Source organism: Actinokineospora auranticolor, assembly GCF_041897805.1.
In the GTDB taxonomy this organism is placed as follows: Bacteria; Actinomycetota; Actinomycetes; order Mycobacteriales; family Pseudonocardiaceae; genus Actinokineospora; species Actinokineospora auranticolor.
This window is the reverse complement of the sequence record NZ_CP154825.1, coordinates 7,920,334-7,942,920: the sequence shown is the minus strand read 5'-3', so window position 1 is coordinate 7,942,920 and position 22,587 is coordinate 7,920,334. Positions and strand designations below refer to the sequence as shown.

Below are 22,587 nucleotides of genomic sequence, written 5' to 3'. Positions count from 1 at the left end.
TTGGAGCCAACCCCGCCCGCAAGCGGGTGTCAACGTGTGAAAATGCCAGTAAGACTGGTGTTCGCGCGGGTAGGTCGCGCCTAGCTCGCGGTCTCCTGCCACCAGCCCAGCACCGTCTCGGCCACCCCCGGGGCCGCCACCAGCAGGCCGTCCACCGGAAGCGGGGCGTCCTCGCCGCGCCGGTCCAGCACGGCGGCCCCCGACTCCAAGGCCAGCGCGACCGCGCCCGCGACGTCCCATTCGTGGTAGCTGTGCAGCACCGCGGCCGCCGCGTGGCCCAGCGCGACCTGGGCGACGGCCAGCGCGGCCGAGCCGAGCACGCGCACCCCCGCGCCCGCCGTGGCGGCCCGCTCGATGAACCCGCCCATGCCCGGCCAGGGGCCGTTGCGGGCCAGCTCGGTGCACACGATCGCGCCCGCGGTGGTGTCGCGGTCGTTCAGCGCCACCCGCACCCCGTTGGCCCGCGCGCCGCGACCCCGCGCGGCGGCGTAGATCTGGCTCCGGTACGGGTCGGCGACCACGCCGACCACGGGACCCTCCGCGTCGACCAGCGCCAGGCTGTAGGCGCACCAGGGCATCCCGGCGACGTAGTTGGCGGTGCCGTCGACCGGGTCCACCACCCAGCGGTACTCGGAGTCGTCGGACCCCACGTCTGCGCCGAACTCCTCGCCGACCACGGGGATACCGGGGAACTCGGCGGTGAGCACCCGCCGCGTGTGGCGCTCCAGCGTCCGGTCGGTGTCGGTCACCCAGTCGAACGGCGAGTCGACGACATCGGGTCGGGCCCCGCGCCCGGCGGTCGCGGTGATCACGTCCGTGGCGTCGTTGGCCAGGCGGCCCGCGACCTCCAGGGCCCGGGACAACAGCCCGGGTTCCACTGGTTTGCGCGAGCGGGAAGACAGGAGCGTCATGCCAACCTAGAGTGACCACCGCGTGTGGCCGACGTGCGTCCGCCAGGTGACGGCTCGGGAATCGGCAGGCCAAGGTTGGTCACTGGCCAACAGCCCGGGCCCACCCCACCGGGAGTTCCGGTGTCGTTCGCCATGGTGTCACGCGCGCGACCACCGGGCGGCCGTCACGGGGTGCCACGGTCTGACAGGTGCGCGTCGCGATCGTGACCGAGAGCTTCCTGCCGCAGGTGAACGGCGTCACCAACTCCGTCCTGCGGGTGCTCGAACACCTCCACCAGCGCGGGCACCGGGCGTTGGTCATCGCCCCCGGTGCCGGGCCCGACCGCTACCTCGACGCGGACGTCGTCCGGGTCCGGGCGGTCGACCTGCCCGTGATCACGTCCCTGCCGATCGGGCTGCCGACCCCGAAGCTGCACACCGACCTGGCTGAATTCAGACCCGACGTGGTGCACCTGGCGTCACCCTTCGTGCTCGGCGCGGGCGGACTCTGGGCGGCCCGGCGGCTCGGGGTGCCGACGGTCGCGGTCTACCAGACCGATGTCGCGGGTTTCGCCGCCGCGTACGGGCTCAGCCGCGGCGCTCGGGCAGCGTGGCGCTGGATCCGCCGTCTGCACACCAACGCCGACCGGACCCTCGCGCCGTCGACGGCCGCGGTGCGCGACCTGACCGGCCACGGCATCCCGCGCGTGTACCGATGGGCGCGCGGTGTGGACATTCGACGGTTCGCGCCGGAACACGTAGACCGCGGTTTGAGGGCGCAACTGGCGCCAAACGGGGAACTGCTAGTCGGGTACGTCGGCAGGCTCGCACCGGAGAAACGGGTCGAACACCTCGCCGCCATCGACAACCTGCCCGGCGTGCGCGTCGTCGTAGTGGGCGATGGACCGGAATCCGCCGCCTTGCGCCAGCGCCTGCCCAACGCGGCCTTCCTCGGTTTCCGCGAGGGCGCCGACCTGGCCACCGCCTACGCCAGCCTCGACGTGTTCGTGCACACCGGACCGCACGAGACGTTCTGCCAGGCCGTCCAGGAGGCCATGGCGTCGGGCCTGCCGGTGATCGCCCCCGACGCGGGCGGCCCGCGCGACCTGGTCGACCACGGCCGCACCGGTTTCCTGCTCGACCCCGACCAGTTCCCGAACCTGCTGCGCCCCGCCGTCGACCGCCTCGCCGACGCCCTCCTGCGCCGCCGCATGGGCGCCGCGGGCCGGGCCGCCGTGCAGACCCGCACGTGGAGCGCGGTGTGTGAGGAGCTGCTGGGGCACTACCACGAGGTCACGCTCGGCAGAGGGGCCAAGGCGGCCTGAGCCATGCGCATCGTGCAGCTCGCCAACTTCTACGGCCCACGTTCGGGTGGCCTGCGCACCGCACTGCACCACCTCGGCGCAGGCTACGCGGCCTGCGGGCACGACGTGACCTTGGTGGTGCCAGGAAGCAGGGTCGGCGACGAGCGATTGCCTACGGGCGTCCGCCGGATCACACTGCCCGCTCCACGCATCCCCGGTACAGGGGGCTACCGGGCGGTGAACCCGCTGCGGGTATCGGCGTTGCTGTCGCGTTTGCGGCCGGACCGGCTGGAAGTCTCCGACCGGTTGACGCTGCGCGGCATGGGCCGGTGGGCGGCGGAACGCGACGTGCCGAGCGTCGTGATCTCCCACGAGCGCCTGGATCGGCTGCTGGAGCAGTTCCTCATGCCCGGCCCCATGGCGCGCGGTGTTGCGGATGCCGCTAACCGTCGCATGGCGACCAACTACGACCGGGTTGTGTGCACGACCGAGTTCGCTCGCGCGGAGTTCGACCGTATTGGCGTCGAAAACGTCACCCGAGTCCCACTCGGCGTAGACCTGACCACGTTCACCCCCACCCGCCACGACGGCGCACTACGCGCGGACCTGTCCCATGGCGCGGACGCCCTGCTGGTGCACTGTGGACGCTTGTCGCCGGAGAAGCACGTCGAGCGAAGCATCGACACCCTCGCCGAACTCCACACGGCAGGCAACAACGTCCGGCTGGTCGTGGCGGGGGATGGGCCCCGGATGTCGGCTTTGCGTCGTCGGGCGCAGGGGTTGCCGGTGACCTTCCTCGGCTTCGTCGCGGACCGCGCGGACGTCGCCCGCCTACTGGCCAGCGCCGACGTGTCCCTGGCTCCAGGTCCGCACGAGACGTTCGGCCTGGCCGCGTTGGAGGCGCTGGCTTCGGGGACACCGGTTGTGGTGTCGCGGTCGTCGGCTCTGCCGGAGATCGTCCGACCGGACTGCGGCCAAGCAGTCGCGGACGCCGCCCCGGCCTTCGCCGGAGCGGTGGAAGGTCTCCTGTCGATCCCGGAACCCGACCGCCGAGCCGCCGCCCGATCCCGCGCCGAAGACTTCGACTGGCCCTCCTCGGTCCAAGGCATGCTCACCGCCCACAGCGCGGGTTGACCTGCCCACCACAACCGCCCCGCGACTTCCTCCACCCCACCAAGCAGAACCCGCCATCCGCCGACGTGTGCCAGCCCAACCCCCACCGAACTCTTCGCGCCCCCGCTGTCTGCTCGATGGGGTGGAACGTCTTTGTGTGGGGGGGGGGGCGGACCTGCTTGGCAGGTCCGCCCCCCCACACAAAGCAAGTCCACCCCATCAAGGCGTATGGCAGGGGCGCGTTGCGTTCTGCGGGGCCTGGGATCCTGCGGCGGTTATGGGGTGGGTCCGGTACAGCCGCATTGCGTTCTGTGGGGGCTGGGATCCTGCGGCGGTTGTGTGTGGGAGGAGGAGGAGAAGAAGAGCGTTGGGGTGGTGAGTCCGACGCGGCAGGTTGGGTGGCTGTCTGCCTGGGGGTGTGAGGGCGCTGGCATCGGGTTGGCGAGTGGCTCTGCCCAGGGCGGAACGCTCGTTGGGTTGGTCTGGGCGGACCTGCACCGCCCCGTCCGAGCGGGCCTCGTATTCTTCGCACATGATGGCCCGAGCCGGTTTGGACAAGGATCCGCGCGACATCGCCGAGATGTTCGACGGGGTTGCCAAGGGCTATGACCGCACGAACTCCGTCATGACCCTCGGCTTCGACCGGCGGTGGCGTGAGACCACCCGTCAGGTGCTCGACGCCTCGCCGGGGGAGCGGGTGCTCGATCTGGCCGCTGGGACCGCCGTGTCCACCGCCGAGTACGCGCGTTCCGGGGCCTGGTGCGTTGCCGCCGACTTCTCCCTCGAGATGCTGCGCGGCGGCGCCGACCGCGGTGTGCCTCGGGTGGCCGCCGACGCGTTCCACCTGCCGTTCGCCACGAACGCCTTCGACGCGGTCACCGTGTCCTTCGGGCTGCGCAACATGAACGACACCGTCGCCGCCCTCGCCGAGATGCGCCGGGTCGTGCGGCCCGGGGGTCGGTTGGTGATCTGCGAGGTGTCCCAGCCGCCGCTGCGGCCGTTGCGGTGGCTGTACCGCAACACCGTGCTGCGGGCGTTGCCGCTGGTCACGCGGCCGTTCTCGTCCAACAGCGAGGCCTACTCCTACCTCGCCGAGTCCATGCGCGACTGGCACGACCAGCGGGCCGTCGCGCGGCTGGTCGTCGAGGCGGGGTGGCAGGACGTGGAGTGGCTGAACCTGACCTTCGGAGTCGTCGCCCTGCACCGGGCGACCAACCCGGCCGACTAGCGGATCAGCTCCCGGTCGGCCTGCCAGCGGTCGACCCGGCGCATGACGACCAGGATGGCCAGGGCGGACAGCACGGCGAGGCCGCCGCTGGCCGCGTTGGCGAAGAACACCCGCTCGAAGGTCTGGACGCTGCTGTCGTCCTTGATCAGGTTCACCGCGGCCAGGTCCACCGCGTGGGTGAGCAGGAACAGCGCCCACCAGACGCCGATCAGCTTGCCCGCCCGCACCTTCCGCAGGTTCCCGCCGCGTGCCGGGGTGTCCGGGCGGCTGGCGCGCCAGACGTCGCCGAGGACCATCTGGGGGAGCCACAGGTTGCCGATGGGTATGAACCAGGACAGCACCGACCAGCGGATCCGCAGCCGGTGCGGCGCGTCGCAGACGCGGGCGGCGTTGATCCGGGCCCGCCACAGCCAGACGATGAACGCGACGCCGGACAACGCGACGCCCGCCATCCAGCCGTAGGAGAGCCAGGTGCTGCGGTCGGTCGCGGTCTGCAGCTGCTCGTTGGTGACGGTCGGGATGGCCGAGTAGAAGTCGCGGACCAACCAGTACGAGCGCCAGGCCTGCCAGGCGGAGAGGGCGCCGACGGCGGCGGTGAGCAGGATGAACGCCGACGCGACGAACCGGGCGGCGCGGGCCGGGCGGGCCAGCTCCGGCTCGTGCGGCAGCGCGATGGCCTCGACGACCGGGTCGTCGTCGGTGAGGGGCGTGTCCTGGATGACCGAGGTCTCGTCGTCGGCGTCCCGGGTCAGGTGCACGGGGACGCTGACCGCCGGGATGCCGAACGGGGGCGTGTCCTCCGGTTCGACCTCTATCCTGGGGATGCCGAACGCCGGAGTCGCGGTGGTGTCCGGATCGGTCATCGTGCGCCCTCCAAGAGCAGTCCCGGGTGGATCGCTGATCACAGTCCGGTCGTTTCAGTTCCCTCTAGACTCGACCGAGTACGTGAAGGCTTTCACAAGGAGCGCGATGAGCACGACGGTCGGCCGCCGCAAGGCTGGCGAGGACGCTGAGGTCATCGTCGTGGGCGCGGGGCCCGCAGGGTCCACCGCCGCGACGTACCTGGCCAGGGCCGGGCTCGACGTGCTCCTGCTGGAGAAGAGCACCTTCCCCCGCGAGAAGGTCTGCGGCGACGGGCTCACCCCGCGCGGGGTCAAGCAGCTCATCGACCTGGGCGTCGACACCCGCGAGGAAGCGGGCTGGCTGCACAACCGCGGCCTGCGCGTGGTCGGCGGCGGCATCACGATGGAGCTGGACTGGCCCGACCTGGCCACCTTCCCCCCGTACGGCGTCGTGCGCCCCCGCCAGGACTTCGACGAGATGCTGGCCCGCACGGCCCAGCGCGCCGGGGCGAGGCTCCTGGAGCAGACCACGGTCACCGAGGCCGTCGTGGCCAACGGGCGCGTAGTGGGCGTGGCGGCCAAGGCGGGACCGGACAAGACCCCGGTGACCTACCGCGCGCCCCTGGTCCTGGCCTGCGACGGCGTGTCGGCGCGGCTGGCGCTGTCGGTGGGGCTGGACAAGATCGATAGCAGGCCGATGGGGGTCGCGGTCCGCCGGTACTACGCGAGCCCGCGCAGCAAGGACGACTACCTCGAGTCGCACCTGGAGCTGTGGGACCGCTCCGACCCGGAGAACCCGGTCCTGCTCCCCGGCTACGGCTGGCTCTTCGGCATGGGCGACGGCACGGTCAACGCGGGCCTCGGCATCCTGTCGACGTCGAGCGCCTTCGGCAGCACCGACTACCGGAAGCTGATGCGCTCCTGGCTGGACGGGACCCCGGAGGACTGGGGTTTCCGCGAGGAGAACGCCATCGGCAAGGTCGGCGGCGCGGCGCTGCCCATGGGCTTCAACCGCACACCGCACTACCGCGCGGGCCTGCTGCTGGTCGGGGACGCGGGCGGCATGGTCAACCCCTTCAACGGCGAGGGCATCGGCTACGCCATGGAGTCGGCCCGGCTCGCCGCTGAGTGCGTCGTCCAGGCCCTGGCCCGCCCTGAAGGCCCCGCCCGCGAACGCGCCCTGGACGGCTACCCGGTGGCCCTGAAGCAGGCCCTGGGCAGCTACTACCGCCTGGGCAACGTCTTCTCCCGCCTCATCGGCAACCCCACCGTCATGGGCGTGGCCACCAAGTACGGCCTCCCCCGGAAGACGCTGATGAAGCTCGTCCTCAAACTCCTCGCGGGCCTCTACGACCCCAAGGACGGCGACGCCTACGACCGCATCATCACCGCCGCCACCCGGGTGACCCCCAGCCTGTAGCCACCCCAATGCCTCGATCGGGTTAACGGCTTTCCGAGCCCTACCCTTGATCGGTGCTTTCTCCCTCCCCGCAGGCTTTCGCGGACGAGTCCTTCCTCGAGACAGACGATGGGGGAGGCGTGTACGTGCTGGCAGCGGCTGTGTACGAGGCGCCGGAGCAAGAACGCGCACGTGCGGCGATGCTCGAGCTGCGAGGTGCCCGGCGAATCAGGAAATCGCATTGGCACGAGATGGACGAGCAGGAGCGAGCACGCGCTGTTCGCTCGGTGGTGGGGTTGGGCGGCTCGCACGTGGTCGTTGTCGGCTCGCCGGTGCCTTGTCGGCGACAGGAGCGCGCCAGGGCCAAGTGCCTCGAGCGTTTGGTTTTCGAACTGCACGGGCTCGGTGTGACCGCTCTCGTCATGGAAGGGCGCTCGATCCAGCTCAACGGGCGGGACGTCCACACCATCACCGGTGCAAGACACAACTTGCCCAAGGCGACCGAGTTCCATGTGTCGCACGTTCTCGGCAAAGACGAGCCGTTGTTCTGGGTGGCGGACATCGTGGCCGGTGCCGTGCGAGCGGCAACGTTCGGACAAGGGCACTACCACGCGGAACTGGCGCCCCAGATCTTCCAGTTCATGGTGTCCACAGGGTGCTAATACCCTGGACATGCGTAAGGCCAGGGTCCCGGTCTGCCCCAGGTGCACCTGGCCTTGCGACTCGCCCACCACCCACGGTGATGAACTCTCGCCACCAGCTTAGCTGATCGGCCAGTGGCGTGCCGCCACACCTTCGGGTGGATGCGCAGGGCCAGGGTCCCGTTTTGCCGCGGGTAGCACCTGGCTCTACGACTCGCCCACCGCCCACGACGGCGAACTCCTGCTTCGTGCGCAGGACCGGGGTTCCGGTCTGCCCCGGTCACACCCGGTCCTACGACTCGCCCACCACCCACGGTGATGAACTCCTGCCCTGTGCGCGGGGTCAGGGTCCCGGTCTGCCCCGGAAAGCACCTGACCGCCACGACTCACCCGCCGCCCACGGCGTCGGGCTCTCGGGGTCGAGGCTAGTGAAGTGGGGGGTCCGGCGCCGCTACACCTTCGGGTGGTTCGGGTGGGGGATTCGCCGGGAGCGTCGGAAGCTCGAACGTCGAGGGAAGTTCGGTGTACGGCGTAGCAATTCGCTATCGGGATGGTGTCGAGTGGTGATTCTGGCGTGTACGGCTGTTTCCCGCGTAAATCCCCCGCGTTGTTCCGCACCGCGTCGGAATTGGTCTGGTAGCTCGCGCAAGCGGGGTGTTAGCGCAGGTCAGGCGAGTGCTGTCGATCACCGAGGGTTCACGCAGAGTTGTCGAGGGGGCCGGGTTTCGCGCTGTGAGGAAGGTCCTACACTGGCCCCGATGCTTGTGAAGCCGTTCACAACTGCGGGTCTAGATTGTGAATGTTTTCACAAGCGTTGGCAACGGTCGGTTAGGGCTGCCTAACAAGCAGTGCTGTGACCCACGGCCCATAGGGTTCCGACCGTAGGACGCGGGAAAGGACGAGAAGGTGCCCATGCTCGCTGGAACGCCAGCCCTAGCGTCGCTGACCCGGACGCTGGCCCAGCCGCCGGATGTGTCGTCCGACCTGGGGGTTTACCTGCCCCTCGTGGTCCTGTTCGTGATCGCCGCGGCGTTCGCGGTCCTCTCCGCGCTGCTCGGCCCGCTGCTCGGCCCCAGCCGCTACAACCGGGCCAAGGTGGCGGCCTACGAGTGCGGCATCGAGCCGTCCCCCCAGCCGGTGATCGGCGGTGGCCGCGTCCCGGTGGCCTACTACCTCACGGCCATGCTCTTCATCCTCTTCGACATCGAGATGGTGTTCCTCTACCCGTTCGCGGTGTCGGCTGACGTCCTGGGCCTGTTCGGCCTGGTCGAGATCTTCTTGTTCATCGCGACGGTCGGCTTCGCCTACGCCTACGTGTGGCGGCGCGGCGGGCTCGACTGGAACTGAAAGGGGGCGCGATATGGGAATCGAGGAGAAGCTGCCCAACGGCATCATGTTGGCCAGCCTGGAGAAGCTGGTGAACTGGGGCCGCAAGAACTCGCTGTGGCCCGCGACGTTCGGGCTGGCCTGCTGCGCCATCGAGATGATGACCACCGGCGGTCCGCGCTACGACATCGCCCGCTTCGGCATGGAGGCCTTCCGCGCCTCCCCGCGCCAGGCCGACCTGATGATCGTGGCGGGCCGGGTCACCAACAAGATGGCCCCGGTGCTGCGCCAGATCTACGACCAGATGGCCGAGCCCCGCTGGGTGCTGGCCATGGGCGTGTGCGCGTCATCCGGCGGCATGTTCAACAACTACGCCGTGGTGCAGGGCGTCGACCACGTGGTCCCGGTCGACATGTACCTGCCCGGCTGCCCCCCGCGCCCGGAGATGCTGCTCGACGCGATCCTGAAGCTGCACGCCAAGATCGGCGACGAGCCGATCAACGCCACCCGGGCCGCCATCCGCGCGGCCAGCGGGGCGCGCACGGAGCTGATCGCATCCACTGTGAAGTTCGCGAAGAAGAAGTGAACTGATGGCTGACGAGAATCCCACCACCCCCGAAGCGGACGCGGGCAAGGCCACGGGCGCCGCGCACTCCAGCGCCCAGCAGCCCGCCGACGGCGTCCAGGAGCCCGGCGCGGTCGCCGAGCACCGCGCCCCGGTCCCGGCCGAGCCGGTCCAGGCCGGTCGCACCCGCAAGGGCATGTTCAACGTCGCGGGCACCGGCGACACCTCCGGCTTCGGCGGCCTCTCGCTGCCCGCCTACAGCCCGGCCCCGGCCGAGCGGCCCTACGGCGGCTGGTTCGACGAGTTCACCGACGACTTCACCGCCGCGATGGCCACCCGCGGGGTCCCCGCGGACGCCATCCAGCAGACCACCGTCGACCGCGGCGAGATCACCTTCTACGTCCGCCGCGAGCACCTGCTCGAGCTGTGCCGGTTGCTGCGCGACGAGACCTCGCTGCGCTTCGAGCTGTGCAGCTCGGTGTCCGGTGTGGACTACGGCGTGGACGTGCCGCAGCGGCTGCACTCGGTCTACCACCTCACCTCGATGACCTACCGCCGCCGCATCCGGCTGGAGGTCGCGGTGGACGTGGACGACCCGCACGTGCCGTCCGTCGTCGAGGTCTACCCGACGGCCGACTGGCACGAGCGCGAGACGTGGGACATGTTCGGCATCGTCTACGACGGCCACCCCGCGCTGACCCGGATCCTCATGCCGGACGACTGGGACGGCCACCCGCAGCGCAAGGACTACCCGCTCGGCGGCATCCCGGTGGAGTACAAGGGCGCGGAGATCCCTCCGCCGGACCAGCGGAGGTCGTACTCGTGACCACCAGCAGCGAGAACATCCCAACGGCCACGGACAGCCGCATCCCGGACGCGGAGACCAGGGACACCACCGAGGGCCGCGTCTACACGGTCACCGGCGGCGACTGGGACAGCGTCCTGGAGGACGCGATCCACGACGAGCGGATCGTGATCAACCTCGGCCCGCAGCACCCGTCCACGCACGGCGTGCTGCGCCTGGTGCTGGAGCTCGAGGGCGAGACGGTCACCCAGGCCCGCTCGGTCATCGGCTACCTGCACACCGGCATCGAGAAGAACTGCGAGTACCGCACCTGGACCCAGGGCGTCACCTTCGTGACGCGCATGGACTACCTCGCGCCGCTGTCCAACGAGGCCGCGTACTGCATGGCCGTCGAGAAGCTGCTCGGCATCGAGGTCCCGCGCCGGGCCCAGGTCATCCGGGTGCTGCTGCTGGAGATCAACCGCATCTCCTCGCACCTGGTCGCGCTGGCCACCGGCGGCATGGAACTCGGCTCGCTGACCGCGATGACCGCGGGTTTCCGCGAGCGCGAAGAGGCCCTGCACCTGCTGGAGTTCATCACCGGCCTGCGGATGAACCACGCGTTCATCCGCCCCGGCGGTGTCGCCCAGGACCTGCCGGACGGCTACGAGACCAAGGTCAAAGAGTTCCTGCAGGTCATGGCCAAGCGCCTGCCGGACTACGACAAGCTGCTCACCGGTCAGCCGATCTGGCGCAACCGCCTCAAGGGCGTCGGCTACCTGCCCGTGGACGCCTGCCTCGCGCTGGGCATCACCGGCCCGATCCTGCGCTCCGCCGGTCTGGGCTGGGACCTGCGCAAGACCGAGCCGTACCTGGGCTACGAGGAGTACGACTTCGAGGTCCCCACCTCGACCGACGCCGACGCCTGGGCCCGCTACCTGCTGCGCGTCGAGGAGATCCACCAGTCGCTGCGGATCATCAACCAGGCGCTCAAGAAGCTCGAGCCGGGCCCGGTGATGGTCGAGGACCAGAAGGTGGCCTGGCCCGCGAAGCTCACCATCGGCCCCGACGGCATGGGCAACTCGCTGGAGCACGTGCGCAAGATCATGGGTCAGTCGATGGAGTCGCTGATCCACCACTTCAAGCTGGTCACCGAGGGCTTCCACGTCCCGGCGGGCCAGGTCTACGTGCCGGTGGAGTCCCCGCGCGGCGAGCTGGGCTACCACCTGGTCTCCGACGGCGGCACCCGCCCGGTCCGCGTGCACGTGCGCGAACCCAGCTTCGTGAACCTGCAGGCGATGCCCGCGATGTCCGAGGGCGGCATGGTCGCCGACGTCATCGCGGCCGTGGCCTCGATCGACCCCGTGATGGGAGGGTGTGACCGTTGAGCAGCACCGGTTCCACGTACGGTGGCTCCAGCCTGGGCGCCGGTGACACCCACCAGGCGACGGTGCCCGACACCGACGTCGTGGGCATCGCCCCGGTCGAGGCCGAGCACCTGGTCACCGACACCGCCGAGGACCTGAGCGTCTTCGACGCCAAGACCGTCGAGCGGGCCCAGGCGATCATCGCCAGGTACCCGCAGTCGCGGTCGGCGCTGCTGCCGATGCTGCACCTGGTGCAGTCGGTCGAGGGCCGGGTCAGCCAGGCGGGCATCCAGTTCTGCGCGCTGCAGCTGGACCTGACCGCCGCCGAGGTCAGCGCGGTCGCCACCTTCTACACGATGTACAAGCGCAAGAGCTGCGGCGAGCACCTGGTCAGCGTCTGCACCAACACCCTGTGCGCGGTGCTGGGCGGCGACGAGATCTACAAGAAGCTCGGCGAGCACCTCGGTGCGGACGGCAAGCGCCTGGGCCACAACGAGACCGTGGGCGAGCCGGGGCAGCCGGGCTCGATCACGCTGGAGCACGCCGAGTGCCTGGCGGCCTGCGACCTCGGTCCGGTCATCCAGGTCAACTACGAGTTCTTCGACAACCAGACCCCGGACAAGGCCGTCGCGCTCGTCGACGCCCTGCGCAAGGGCGAGAAGCCCGCGCCGACCCGGGGCGCCCCGCTGCGCGACTTCCGCACCGCGGAGCTGGAGCTGGCCGGGTTCTGGCCCGAGGACGAGATCGACTACCGGGCCACCGTGGACGGCCCCAGCGCCGCGGTGGAGACGCTGCGCGGCGCGAAGCTGGCCGAGGAGCGCGGCTGGACCGCGCCCGCGATGCCGAACCCGCCCCTGCCGGAGGTGGAGAAGAAGTGAGCGCCCCGAACAAGCCCGCGCCGGTCACGCCCGTCCTGACCAAGCGCTGGCTCTCCCCGACCTCGTGGTCGATCAAGACCTACGAGCAGCTGGAGGGCTACACCGCGCTGCGCAAGGCGCTCGCGGGCACCCCCGAGCAGCTGGTCGAGGTCGTCAAGGCGTCGGGCCTGCGCGGTCGCGGCGGTGCCGGGTTCCCGTCGGGCATCAAGTGGTCGTTCATGCCGCCCAACGAGGACAAGCCGCACTACCTGGTGATCAACGCCGACGAGGGCGAGCCGGGCACGTGCAAGGACATCCCGCTGATGATGGCCGACCCGCACTCGCTGATCGAGGGCTGCGTCATCGCCTCGTACGCGATGCGGTCGCACCACTGCTTCATCTACGTGCGCGGTGAGGCCCTGCACTGCATCCGGCGGCTGAACGCGGCGGTGCGCGAGGCGCACGCCGCGGGCTACCTCGGCAAGGACATCCTGGGCTCCGGCTACGACCTGGAGATCACCGTCCACGCGGGCGCGGGCGCCTACATCTGCGGCGAGGAAACCGCGCTGCTCGACTCGCTGGAGGGCCGCCGCGGCCAGCCGCGGCTCAAGCCGCCGTTCCCCGCCGCCGCCGGTCTCTACGCCGCGCCGACCACGGTGAACAACGTCGAGACCATCGCCAGCGTGCCGTTCATCGTCAACGGCGGCGCGGACTGGTTCCGCACCATGGGCACCGAGAAGTCGCCCGGCCCGAAGATCTACTCGATCTCCGGCCACGTGACCAACCCGGGCCAGTTCGAGGCCCCGCTCGGCACCACGCTGCGCGAGCTGCTGGAACTGGCGGGTGGCATGAAGGACGGCATCCCGCTGAAGTTCTGGACCCCCGGCGGCTCGTCCACCCCGATGTTCACCGCCGAGCACCTCGACGTCCCGCTGGACTTCGAGGGCGCCGCGGCGGCGGGCTCGATGCTGGGCACCACCGCGGTCATGGTCTTCAACGAGACCGTGTCCGTGCCGTGGGCGGTCATGAAGTGGACCCAGTTCTACGAGCACGAGTCGTGCGGCAAGTGCACGCCGTGCCGCGAGGGCACCTACTGGCTCACCGGCATCCTGGAGCGGATGGTCGAGGGCAAGGGCACCGAGTCCGACATCGAGACCCTGCTCGACATCTGCGACAACATCCTCGGCCGCTCGTTCTGCGCGCTCGGCGACGGCGCCGTCAGCCCGATCCAGAGCGGTATCAAGTACTTCCGCGACGAGTTCCTCGCGCTGTGCGCGGCGAACCGGAACGCCCCGGCTTACGCAGGAGCGCAGTCATGACCATCGCGCCGGAGAACCCCGTAGAGACCACGCCGGTGCCCGAGGGCCACGTCCGGCTGACCGTCGACGGCCAGGTCGTCGACGCGCCCAAGGGCGAGCTGGTCATCCGCACCGCGGAGCGGCTGGGCATCCAGATCCCCCGGTTCTGCGACCACCCCCTGCTCGACCCGGCCGGTGCCTGCCGCCAGTGCCTGGTCGAGGTGGAGATGGGCGGGCGGCCGATGCCCAAGCCGCAGGCCTCCTGCACCATCACCGTCGCCGACGGCATGGTGGTCAAGACCCAGCTGACCTCGCCGGTCGCCGACAAGGCTCAGCAGGGTGTGATGGAGCTGCTGCTCATCAACCACCCGCTGGACTGCCCGATCTGCGACAAGGGCGGCGAGTGCCCGCTGCAGAACCAGGCCATGGCGCACGGCCGCACCGAGTCCCGCTTCGTCGAGACCAAGCGGACCTTCGCCAAGCCGATCCCGGTGTCCACCCAGGTGCTGCTCGACCGCGAGCGCTGCGTGCTCTGCCAGCGCTGCACCCGGTTCTCGGCGCAGATCGCGGGCGACCCGTTCATCGAGCTGCTCGAGCGCGGCGCCCAGCAGCAGATCGGGATCGCCGAGGAGAAGCCCTTCCAGAGCTACTTCTCCGGCAACACCATCCAGATCTGCCCGGTGGGCGCGCTCACCAGCGCCGCGTACCGGTTCCGGTCGCGGCCGTTCGACCTGGTGTCCACGCCGAGCGTGTGCGAGCACTGCTCGTCCGGCTGCGCCGAGCGCACGGACTGGCGGCGCGGCAAGGTGATGCGCAAGCTCGCGGGCGATGACCCCGAGGTCAACGAGGAGTGGATCTGCGACCGCGGCCGCTTCGGCTTCCGCTACGCCACCGCGGGCGACCGGATCACCCGGCCGCTGGTGCGCGACGCGAAGACCGGTGAGCTGGTCGAGTCCAGCTGGACCGAGGCGCTGCAGGTGGCCGCCGAGGGGCTGCTCAAGGCCCGCGCGGGCAAGGGTGTCGGGGTGCTCACCGGCGGTCGGCTGACCGTCGAGGACGCCTACGCGTACGGCAAGTTCGCCCGCATCGCCCTGGGCACCAACGACATCGACTTCCGCGCCCGCCCGCACTCCGCGGAGGAGCTGGAGTTCCTCGCCTCCACCGTGGTCGGCACCACCCCGGAGACCGGGGTGACCTTCCGCGGCATCGAGAACGCGCCGGCCGCGCTGCTGGTCGCGTTCGAGCCGGAGGAGGAAGCGCCGATCGTGTTCCTGCGGCTGCGCAAGGCGGCCCGCAAGAACAAGACCAAGGTCTTCCACCTCGGCCAGTGGACGAGCCCGAGCGTCACCAAGACCAACGGCACGCTGCTCGCCTGCGTCCCCGGCGGCGAACCGGCCGCGCTCGACGGCCTGGCCGCGCACGCGCCGGACGTCACCGCGGCGCTGGGCGCCGCGGGCGCGGTCATCCTGGTCGGCGAGCGCGCCGCCCAGGTGCCGGGCCTCTACAGCGCGGTGCTGCGGCTGGCCGCGGGCACCGGCGCCAAGGTCGCGTGGATCCCGCGCCGGGCCGGTGAGCGCGGCGCGCTCGACGCCGGTGCCGCGCCGAACCTGCTGCCCGGCGGCCGGTTGGTCGGCGACGACAAGGCCCGCGCCGTGGTCGAGCAGGTCTGGGGTCTGGCCGAGGGGGCGCTGCCCACCGCGGTCGGCCGCGACACCGACGCCATCCTCGCCGCCGCCGACAACCACAAGCTCGACGGCCTGGTGCTCGGCGGGGTCGACCCGTACGACCTGGCCGACCCGGAGCTGGCGCTGCGCGCGATCGGCGAGGCCGGGTTCGTGGTCAGCCTCGAACTGCGGCACAGCGCGGCCACCGCGCTCGCCGACGTGGTCTTCCCGATCGCCCCGGCGGTCGAGAAGTCCGGCAGCTACCTGAACTGGGAGGGTCGGGTCCGCGAGTTCGGGCACACCCTCGAGGGCACGGGCGCGCTGCCCGACGGCCGGGTGCTCGACTCGCTGGCCGTGGAGATGGACGTCGACCTGTTCACCCAGACCCCCGCCGCCAGCGCGGCCGACCTGGCCCGGCTGCCCGCTGTGGCGCGCACCGCCGCCACCCCCGACACCGCGCCCGCCCCGGCGAGCCCGGGTGCGGGGCAGGCGGTGCTGGCGTCCTGGCGGCAGCTGCTGGACAACGGGTCGCTGCAGGACGGCGAGCCGCACCTGGCGGGCACCGCCCGCCCGGTCTACGCGCGCCTGTCCCTCAAGACCGCCACCGACCTCGGCGTCGCGGGCACCGCGCGGGTGTCCACCGAGCGGGGCGCGGTCTCGGTTCCCGTGCAGATCGCCGACCTGCCCGACGGCGTGGTCTGGCTGCCGGGCAACTCCCCGGGCTCGACCGTGCGCCGCACCCTGGGTGTCGGCCACGGTGCCGTGGTGACGGTTAGTGGAGGCAACGCATGACCAGGGCCCAACTCCTGGCCGACGACCCGCTCTGGCTGATCCTGATCAAGGCCGTGGTGCTGCTGCTGCTCGGCGCGGTGGCGACCATGGCGATGATCATCCTGGAGCGCAAGATCGTGGCCAGGATGCAGCACCGCCCCGGCCCCAACCGGGTCGGCCCGAACGGCTGGTTCCAGTCCATCGCGGACGCGATCAAGCTCCCGTTCAAGGAGCAGATCATCCCGGAGACGGCCGACCGGAAGGTCTACTTCCTGGCGCCGATCATGTCCACGATCCCGGCGTTCCTGGCCTTCTCGGTGATCCCGTTCGGACCGGAGGTCTCGATCTTCGGCGAGCGCACCGTGCTGCAGCTGGTCGACCTGCCGGTCGGCGTGCTGGTGGTGCTGGCCTGCTCGTCGATGGGCGTCTACGGCATCGTGCTCGCGGGCTGGTCCTCCGGCTCGCCGTACCCGCTGCTCGGCGGTCTGCGCTCGGCCGCGCAGGTGATCTCCTACGAGATCGCCATGGGTCTGTCGATCGTCGCGGTCATCCTCTACTCCGGATCGCTGTCCACCGGCGACATCGTCGACGCGCAATCCCGGGGCTGGTACGGCGTCCTGCTGATCCCGAGCTTCGCCATCTACTTCATCTCGATGATCGGCGAGACCAACCGCGCCCCCTTCGACCTCCCCGAGGCCGAGTCGGAGCTGGTCGGCGGCTTCCACACCGAGTACAGCTCGATGAAGTTCGCGCTGTTCTTCCTCGCCGAGTACGTCAACATGGTCATCGTCTCGGCCTTCTGCACGACGCTGTTCCTCGGCGGCTACATGGCGCCGTGGCCGATCTCGCTGATCGGCGACAACTACTTCAACACCGGCTGGTGGCCGCTGTTGTGGTTCTTCGGCAAGACCTGGCTGTTCCTGTTCGTCTTCATCTGGCTGCGCGGCACGCTGCCCCGGCTGCGCTACGACCAGTTCATGCGCCTCGGCTGGAAGGTCCTGGTCCCGGCCAACCTGGTGTGGATCATGGCCGTGGTCACGCTGCGGGTGCTGCGCCAGGAGAACGACATCCCGGCCGGGGTCTTCATCACCATCGGCGCCGTCGTGCTCGCCCTGCTCGTCGGGCTCAGCCTGCTGCTGCCGGACCGCGAGGTGCAGCCGGACAACCAGGTCCCGGTCACCGGCAGCGGCTACCCGGTCCCGCCGCTGGACCTCGTGGTCCCCAACAAGGAGGACCTCAAGCCGAGGGTGCGGCGCAGGCGCGAGAAGGCCGCCGTCGGCGCCGGTGCGGACAAGGAGTCTGACCAGTGAGCATCTTTGATCCCCTCAAGGGGTTCGGGGTCACCTTCTCGACCATGTTCAAGAAGGTCGTCACCGAGGAGTACCCGGAGAACTTCCCCGGCACCGCGCCCCGCTACCACGGCCGCCACCAGCTCAACCGGCACCCGGACGGGCTGGAGAAGTGCGTCGGCTGCGAGCTGTGCGCGTGGGCCTGCCCGGCGGACGCCATCTTCGTCGAGGGCGGCGACAACACCGAGGACGCGCGGTTCTCCCCCGGTGAGCGCTACGGCGCCGACTACCAGATCAACTACCTGCGCTGCATCGGCTGCGGCCTGTGCATCGAGGCGTGCCCGACCCGGTCGCTGACCATGCTCAACGACTTCGAGCTCGCCGACGACGACCGCCAGCGGCTGATCTACACCAAGGAACAGCTCATGGCGCCGCTGCTGCCGGGCATGGAGCAGCCGCCGCACCCGATGCGGCTCGGTGACAACGAGCAGGACTACTACGTCAACGGTCCGCAGCTCGCCAAGAACGCGGAGGCGGCCAAGTGAGCGCGATGTTGTTGGCCCAGGCGGCGGTGAACACCGCCACCCAGGTCACCACCGGCGAGGCGGTGGCGTTCTGGGTGCTCGGCCCGCTCGCGCTCGCGGGCGGGCTCGGCATGATCTTCGCCCGCAACGCCGTGCACTCGGCGCTGTTCCTGGTGCTGACCATGCTCAGCCTCGGCGTGATCTACCTGGTGCAGCAGGCCCCGTTCCTGGGCTTCGTGCAGATCATCGTCTACACCGGCGCGATCATGATGCTGTTCCTGTTCGTGCTCATGCTGGTCGGCCGGGACTCCTCGGACTCCGTGGTCGAGGTGCTGCGCGGGCAGCGGCTCTGGGCCGGTGTGCTCGGCGTCGGGCTGGCCGTGCTCATCGTGACCGCGGTCGCCCGCGCGCTGACCGACGTGCGCTCGGTCGGCCTGGCCGAGCCCAACGCCAACGCGGGCAACGTCAAGAGCATCGGCAAGTCGCTGTTCGACGAGTACGTCTTCCCGTTCGAGCTGACCTCCGCGCTGCTGATCACCGCCGCGGTCGGCGCCATGGTCCTCGGCTACGTGGACCGCCACCAGCGCGGCCGCAAGACGCAGAAGGAACTGGTCGAGGCCCGCTTCCGCGGCGAGCACGACCGCCCGTCGCCGCTGCCGGGCCCCGGCGTGTTCGCCACGTCGAACTCGGTGGCCACCCCCGCACTGCTGCCGGACGGCTCGGTCGCCGAGGAGTCGCTGTCGCGGCTCATCGACGCCACCGCCTCGGAGAAGCTGGACCAGGAGCGCAAGGCCGTCGCCGGGACCCTGCCGGGCCCCGACGCGCGGGCGCTCGCCCCCGGCAAGGAGGACAGGTCATGACCCCGACCTACTACCTGCTGCTGTCCGCGCTGCTGTTCACCATCGGCGCCGTCGGCGTCCTGGTGCGCCGCAACGCCATCGTGGTGTTCATGTGCGTCGAGCTGATGCTCAACGCGGTGAACCTCTCGCTGGTGACCTTCGCGCGGATCAACGGCTCGCTGTCCGGGCAGATCATGGCGTTCTTCGTGATGGTCGTGGCCGCCGCCGAGGTCGTGATCGGCCTGGCGATCATCATGTCGATCTTCCGCACCCGCCGGACGGCGTCGGTCGACGACTCCAACCTGCTGAAGTACTAAGGGGAACCTCAGGTGACGGGAACCATGAACCTCGCGGCCGAGGCCCACCAGGCTTCCGGGGTCGCGGGCGCGGCGTGGCTGCTGCTGGTGCTGCCCGCGGTGGGCGCCGCGGTGCTGCTGCTGGGCGGGCGCCGGACCGACAAGTGGGGCCACCTGCTCGGTAGCGGCACCGTCATCGCCGCGTTCGTCTACGGCGTGATCCTGTTCTTCGACACCAAGTCGCTGCCCGCCGAGGGGCGGGTCGCGAACCTGCACGTGTTCGACTGGATATCGGTCAACTCGCTCGACGTCGAGTTCGGGCTGCGCATCGACCCGCTGTCGCTGACCTTCGTGCTGCTGATCACCGGTGTGGGTTCGCTGATCCACATCTACTCGATCGGCTACATGTCCGACGACCGGGACCGGCGCCGGTTCTTCGCCTACCTGAACCTGTTCGTCTCGGCGATGCTGCTGCTGGTGCTGGGCAACAGCTTCGTGACGCTCTACTTCGGCTGGGAGGGCGTCGGTCTCGCCTCCTACCTGCTGATCGGCTGGTACCAGGGGAAGAACTTCGCGGCCACGGCGGCGAAGAAGGCGTTCCTGATGAACCGCGTCGGCGACGTCGGGCTGGCGCTGGCGATCTTCCTGATGTTCAAGAACATCGGCAGCACCCAGTACGACGTGGTCTTCGCCGAGATCGGCAAGCAGTCCACGGGCGTCGTGGTCGCGATCGGCATCCTCCTGCTGCTGGGTGCTTGCGGTAAGTCCGGCCAGTTCCCGTTGCAGGCCTGGCTCCCCGACGCGATGGCCGGTCCGACACCGGTGTCCGCGCTGATCCACGCCGCGACGATGGTGACCGCGGGCGTGTACCTGATCGCCCGGTCCAGCCCGCTGTACTCGCTGCCGCAGGCGGAGGACGCGCGCTTCGTGGTGATGATCATCGGTGCGGTCACCCTGGTGATCGGCTGCATCATCGGCTGCGCCTACGACGACTTCAAGAAGGTCCTCGCGTACTCCACGGTCAGCCAGATCGGCTACATGATCCTGGCGGTCGGCCTCGGCCCGGCCGGGTACGCGCTGGGCATCCTGCACCTGCTGACGCACGGCTTCTTCAAGGCCGGGCTGTTCCTCGGCGCCGGTTCGGTCATGCACGGCATGAACGACGAGGGCGACATCCGCAGGCTCGGCGGCCTGGCCAGGAAGATGCCGATCACCTTCGTCACCTGGACCCTGGGCTACCTGGCGCTGATCGGGTTCCCGTTCCTGTCCGGCTACTTCTCCAAGGACGCCATCATCGCCGCCGCGTTCGGCGCGCACGGCACCCGCGGCTGGGTCTTCGGCGGTATCGCGCTACTGGGCGCGGGCCTCACCGCGTTCTACATGACCCGCCTGCTGATCCTGGTGTTCCTGGGCAAGCCGCGCTGGGAGAACCTCAAGAGCGAGGACGGCCGGGCCTACCACCCGCACGAGTCGGGCCCCACGATGACCATCCCGATGATCATCCTGGCGGTCGGCTCCGTGGCCGGTGGCGCGATCCTGTCGGGGCTGCTCCCCGCGTGGCTGGAGCCCTCGGTCGGTGAACTGGTCGAGACGCACGGCCCGCTCAACCACACCGTGGTCTCGATCCTCACCGTGGGCATCTCGCTGATCGGCGCGGCCATCGCCTTCGCCATCTTCGGTCGCCGCGAGCAGCCGGTCACCCGGCCGCAGCGGGTGTCGTTCCCGGTCCGCGCCGCGCGCGCCGACCTCTACGGCAACCACCTCAACGAGGCCCTGTTCTCCCGCCCCGGCGTCTGGCTCACCAGGTTCCTGGTGTTCGTCGACAACCGCGGCGTCGACGGGCTGGTCAACGGCATCGCGGCGGGCCTGGGCGGTAGCTCCGGTCGGCTGCGCAGGCTGCAGACCGGGTTCGTCCGCTCGTACGCGCTTTCCATGCTCGGAGGGTCGATCCTGGTGATCGCCGCACTGCTGATGGTGAGGTTCGCATGACGTCCGGGACCGGTTCCTGGCTGCTGGCCGCGCTCCTGCTGGTGCCGCTGGTCGGCGCCGCGGTGGTGACCGCGCTGCGCGGCAACGACCACACCGCCAAGCTCGCCGCGCTGGCCTTCTCGGTCGTGGAGTTCGCGCTGGCCATCGCGTCGTGGGTGAACTTCAAGCCCGACGGCGCCCGGCTGCAGCAGGCGTTCTCCTTCGACTGGATCCCGGCCTTCGGGGTGCACATCTCGTTCGCGGTCGACGGCATCGCGCTGGTCATGATCGCGGTCATCGGTCTGCTGGTGCCGCTGGTGATCGGCGCGGGCTGGGCGGACAAGCTGCCGGAAGGCCGCACCAAGGGCGGCTTCTTCGGGCTGATCCTGCTGGAGCAGGCGCTCACCGTCGGCGTGTTCGCCGCGACCGACGTGTTCCTGTTCTACGTGCTGTTCGAGATCATGCTGATCCCGATGTACTTCCTGATCGGCTCCTACGGCGGGGCGCGCAGGCAGTACGCGGCGGTGAAGTTCTTCCTGTACTCGTTCCTCGGCGGCCTGATCATGCTGGCCTCGGTCATCGGCTGCTACGTGATGGCCGGTGACGAGCTGGGCAAGGGCACCTTCGACTGGGCCACCCTGGTCCGGGTGGTGCACGACGCGCCGCTGGGCACGCAGATCTGGCTGTTCCTCGGCTTCTTCATCGCCTTCGCGGTCAAGGCGCCGCTGGTGCCGCTGCACACCTGGCTGCCGGACGCCACCGCCGAGGCGCCGATCGGCGTCGCGGTGCTGCTGGTCGGCATCCTGGACAAGGTCGGCACCTTCGGCTTCCTGCGCTACCTGCTGCCGATGTTCCCCGCCGCCAGCAAGGAACTGGCGCCGCTGGTTCTGGTGCTGGCCGTGATCGGCGTGATCTACGGTTCGCTGCTGGCCACCGGGCAGCGCGACATGAAGCGCTTCCTGGCCTACGTCTCGATCGCCCACTTCGGCTTCATCGCCCTGGGCATCTTCGCCTTCAGCTCGCAGTCGCTGACCGGCTCGGTCACCTACATGATCAACCACAGCATCGCCACCGGCATGCTGATCCTGGTGGTCGGCATGGTGATCTCCCGCGGCGGCTCCACCCGGGTCGCCGACTACGGCGGCATGGCCAAGCTGACCCCGGTACTGGCGGCCATGCTGCTGATCGCGGGCCTGAGCTCGATGTCGCTGCCCGGCACCAACTCCTTCATCAGCGAGTTCCTGGTGCTCATCGGCTCGTTCCCGAACGCGCCCGTGTACACGATCATCGCCACCGTCGGCATGGTCCTCGCCGCGCTCTACGTGCTCTGGCTCTACCAGCGGATCATGCAGGGCCCGGTGCGCGGTGACGCGCTGATCGGCGCGGGCGGCGGACCGGGCACCGCGATCGCGCCGGAACTCGGCGCCAAGAAGGCGATCGCCGACCTGAACACCCGGGAGAAGGCGGTGCTCGCGCCGCTGCTCCTGCTGATCGTCGCCCTGGGCCTGTTCCCGAAGCCCGTGCTCGACGTCGTGACGCCGACGGTGAACGCCACGATGTGCGAGGCCCAGCTGGTCGACCCGGTCCAGTCCGCAGAGGAGCGCCCGCAGTGTCAGTGATCT

Annotated in this window: 20 protein-coding genes; 18 read left to right on the top strand and 2 right to left on the bottom strand. The window is 70.1% G+C overall.

The features are described from left to right. Nucleotides 1-80 precede the first annotated feature (80 nt). Nucleotides 81-911, bottom strand: a complete 831-nt coding sequence (locus V5P93_RS34735; protein ID WP_104477909.1) for an inositol monophosphatase family protein — start codon at nt 909-911, stop codon at nt 81-83. Nucleotides 912-1,099: 188 nt separating this feature from the next. Here V5P93_RS34735 and V5P93_RS34730 point away from each other — a divergent pair, with 188 nt between their 5' ends. The 3 genes from V5P93_RS34730 (at nt 1,100) to V5P93_RS34720 (ending at nt 4,535) form a co-directional block, all read left to right on the top strand. After that, entirely contained in the window at nt 1,100-2,215 is a 1,116-nt protein-coding gene (locus V5P93_RS34730; RefSeq protein WP_181043352.1) for a glycosyltransferase family 1 protein, read from the top strand. A 3-nt stretch (nt 2,216-2,218) separates the two neighbouring features. After that, nucleotides 2,219-3,328 carry a glycosyltransferase gene (locus V5P93_RS34725; RefSeq protein WP_104477910.1) on the top strand — a complete coding sequence of 370 codons (1,110 nt, stop codon included), beginning with the start codon at nt 2,219-2,221 and terminating at the stop codon, nt 3,326-3,328. Between the two features lie 514 nt (nt 3,329-3,842). Continuing rightward, nucleotides 3,843-4,535 (top strand): demethylmenaquinone methyltransferase, encoded by a 693-nt coding sequence (locus tag V5P93_RS34720; RefSeq protein WP_104478293.1) that lies wholly within the window; start codon nt 3,843-3,845, stop codon nt 4,533-4,535. Here the strand turns inward: V5P93_RS34720 and V5P93_RS34715 are convergent. Continuing rightward, on the bottom strand, nt 4,532-5,398 hold the full coding sequence (locus V5P93_RS34715) for a DUF4328 domain-containing protein (RefSeq protein WP_104477911.1): 867 nt from the start codon (nt 5,396-5,398) through the stop codon (nt 4,532-4,534). The genes V5P93_RS34720 and V5P93_RS34715 overlap by 4 nt on opposite strands. A gap of 106 nt (nt 5,399-5,504) precedes the next feature. Between V5P93_RS34715 and V5P93_RS34710 the strand changes: the two genes are divergently transcribed. The 15 genes from V5P93_RS34710 to V5P93_RS34640 all read left to right on the top strand — a co-directional run bounded on the left by V5P93_RS34710 (nt 5,505) and on the right by V5P93_RS34640 (nt 22,584). Next, nucleotides 5,505-6,797, top strand: coding sequence for a geranylgeranyl reductase family protein (locus tag V5P93_RS34710; RefSeq protein ID WP_104477912.1), 1,293 nt, complete (start codon nt 5,505-5,507; stop codon nt 6,795-6,797). A gap of 119 nt (nt 6,798-6,916) precedes the next feature. Beyond that, complete coding sequence (locus V5P93_RS34705; RefSeq protein ID WP_146107949.1) at nt 6,917-7,438, top strand: hypothetical protein; 522 nt, start codon at nt 6,917-6,919, stop codon at nt 7,436-7,438. An 891-nt stretch (nt 7,439-8,329) separates the two neighbouring features. Next, entirely contained in the window at nt 8,330-8,764 is a 435-nt protein-coding gene (locus V5P93_RS34700) for an NADH-quinone oxidoreductase subunit A (protein ID WP_245931140.1), read from the top strand. Between the two features lie 13 nt (nt 8,765-8,777). Further along, entirely contained in the window at nt 8,778-9,329 is a 552-nt protein-coding gene (locus V5P93_RS34695) for an NADH-quinone oxidoreductase subunit B family protein (RefSeq protein ID WP_104477915.1), read from the top strand. A gap of 4 nt (nt 9,330-9,333) precedes the next feature. After that, on the top strand, nt 9,334-10,134 hold the full coding sequence (locus tag V5P93_RS34690) for an NADH-quinone oxidoreductase subunit C (RefSeq protein ID WP_104477916.1): 801 nt from the start codon (nt 9,334-9,336) through the stop codon (nt 10,132-10,134). Continuing rightward, on the top strand, nt 10,131-11,480 hold the full coding sequence (locus V5P93_RS34685; protein ID WP_104477917.1) for an NADH-quinone oxidoreductase subunit D: 1,350 nt from the start codon (nt 10,131-10,133) through the stop codon (nt 11,478-11,480). The genes V5P93_RS34690 and V5P93_RS34685 overlap by 4 nt, the downstream gene beginning before the upstream one ends. 134 nt (nt 11,481-11,614) lie before the next feature. Continuing rightward, on the top strand, nt 11,615-12,337 hold the full coding sequence (nuoE, locus tag V5P93_RS34680; protein ID WP_374066607.1) for an NADH-quinone oxidoreductase subunit NuoE: 723 nt from the start codon (nt 11,615-11,617) through the stop codon (nt 12,335-12,337). Then, nucleotides 12,334-13,635: an NADH-quinone oxidoreductase subunit NuoF gene (nuoF, locus tag V5P93_RS34675; RefSeq protein WP_104477918.1), complete on the top strand. Its 1,302-nt coding sequence runs from the start codon at nt 12,334-12,336 to the stop codon at nt 13,633-13,635. Before nuoE ends, nuoF begins: the two co-directional genes overlap by 4 nt. Further along, a complete protein-coding gene (locus V5P93_RS34670) occupies nt 13,632-16,070 on the top strand; it encodes an NADH-quinone oxidoreductase subunit G (RefSeq protein ID WP_104477919.1) in 2,439 nt (812 codons plus the stop codon). Before nuoF ends, V5P93_RS34670 begins: the two co-directional genes overlap by 4 nt. Next, the gene (nuoH, locus tag V5P93_RS34665) at nt 16,067-17,359 is read left to right on the top strand and encodes an NADH-quinone oxidoreductase subunit NuoH (protein WP_104477920.1); all 1,293 of its coding nucleotides are present in this window, start codon (nt 16,067-16,069) and stop codon (nt 17,357-17,359) included. Before V5P93_RS34670 ends, nuoH begins: the two co-directional genes overlap by 4 nt. After that, nucleotides 17,356-17,883 (top strand): NADH-quinone oxidoreductase subunit NuoI, encoded by a 528-nt coding sequence (gene nuoI / locus V5P93_RS34660; protein WP_104477921.1) that lies wholly within the window; start codon nt 17,356-17,358, stop codon nt 17,881-17,883. Before nuoH ends, nuoI begins: the two co-directional genes overlap by 4 nt. A 5-nt stretch (nt 17,884-17,888) precedes the next feature. Continuing rightward, a complete protein-coding gene (locus V5P93_RS34655) occupies nt 17,889-18,722 on the top strand; it encodes an NADH-quinone oxidoreductase subunit J (RefSeq protein ID WP_104478295.1) in 834 nt (277 codons plus the stop codon). Further along, nucleotides 18,719-19,018 carry an NADH-quinone oxidoreductase subunit NuoK gene (nuoK, locus tag V5P93_RS34650; RefSeq protein ID WP_104477922.1) on the top strand — a complete coding sequence of 100 codons (300 nt, stop codon included), beginning with the start codon at nt 18,719-18,721 and terminating at the stop codon, nt 19,016-19,018. The genes V5P93_RS34655 and nuoK overlap by 4 nt, the downstream gene beginning before the upstream one ends. A gap of 24 nt (nt 19,019-19,042) precedes the next feature. After that, nucleotides 19,043-20,986, top strand: coding sequence for an NADH-quinone oxidoreductase subunit L (nuoL, locus tag V5P93_RS34645; RefSeq protein ID WP_104477923.1), 1,944 nt, complete (start codon nt 19,043-19,045; stop codon nt 20,984-20,986). After that, nucleotides 20,983-22,584: an NADH-quinone oxidoreductase subunit M gene (locus tag V5P93_RS34640; protein WP_104477924.1), complete on the top strand. Its 1,602-nt coding sequence runs from the start codon at nt 20,983-20,985 to the stop codon at nt 22,582-22,584. Before nuoL ends, V5P93_RS34640 begins: the two co-directional genes overlap by 4 nt. Nucleotides 22,585-22,587: the final 3 nt, after the last annotated feature.

Excerpts from the sequence above, each read along its gene's own strand:
- V5P93_RS34725 (WP_104477910.1), top strand. The coding sequence starts at position 2,219 with ATGCGCATCGTGCAGCTCGCCAACTTCTACGGCCCACGTTCGGGTGGC.
- V5P93_RS34710 (WP_104477912.1), top strand. The coding sequence starts at position 5,505 with ATGAGCACGACGGTCGGCCGCCGCAAGGCTGGCGAGGACGCTGAGGTC.
- V5P93_RS34690 (WP_104477916.1), top strand. The coding sequence starts at position 9,334 with ATGGCTGACGAGAATCCCACCACCCCCGAAGCGGACGCGGGCAAGGCC.
- V5P93_RS34695 (WP_104477915.1), top strand. The coding sequence starts at position 8,778 with ATGGGAATCGAGGAGAAGCTGCCCAACGGCATCATGTTGGCCAGCCTG.
- nuoH (WP_104477920.1), top strand. The coding sequence starts at position 16,067 with ATGACCAGGGCCCAACTCCTGGCCGACGACCCGCTCTGGCTGATCCTG.
- V5P93_RS34715 (WP_104477911.1), bottom strand. The coding sequence starts at position 5,398 with ATGACCGATCCGGACACCACCGCGACTCCGGCGTTCGGCATCCCCAGG.
- V5P93_RS34640 (WP_104477924.1), top strand. The coding sequence starts at position 20,983 with ATGACGTCCGGGACCGGTTCCTGGCTGCTGGCCGCGCTCCTGCTGGTG.
- nuoK (WP_104477922.1), top strand. The coding sequence starts at position 18,719 with ATGACCCCGACCTACTACCTGCTGCTGTCCGCGCTGCTGTTCACCATC.
- V5P93_RS34700 (WP_245931140.1), top strand. The coding sequence starts at position 8,330 with ATGCTCGCTGGAACGCCAGCCCTAGCGTCGCTGACCCGGACGCTGGCC.
- nuoL (WP_104477923.1), top strand. The coding sequence starts at position 19,043 with ATGAACCTCGCGGCCGAGGCCCACCAGGCTTCCGGGGTCGCGGGCGCG.
- V5P93_RS34735 (WP_104477909.1), bottom strand. The coding sequence starts at position 911 with ATGACGCTCCTGTCTTCCCGCTCGCGCAAACCAGTGGAACCCGGGCTG.
- V5P93_RS34655 (WP_104478295.1), top strand. The coding sequence starts at position 17,889 with ATGTTGTTGGCCCAGGCGGCGGTGAACACCGCCACCCAGGTCACCACC.
- V5P93_RS34720 (WP_104478293.1), top strand. The coding sequence starts at position 3,843 with ATGGCCCGAGCCGGTTTGGACAAGGATCCGCGCGACATCGCCGAGATG.
- V5P93_RS34670 (WP_104477919.1), top strand. The coding sequence starts at position 13,632 with ATGACCATCGCGCCGGAGAACCCCGTAGAGACCACGCCGGTGCCCGAG.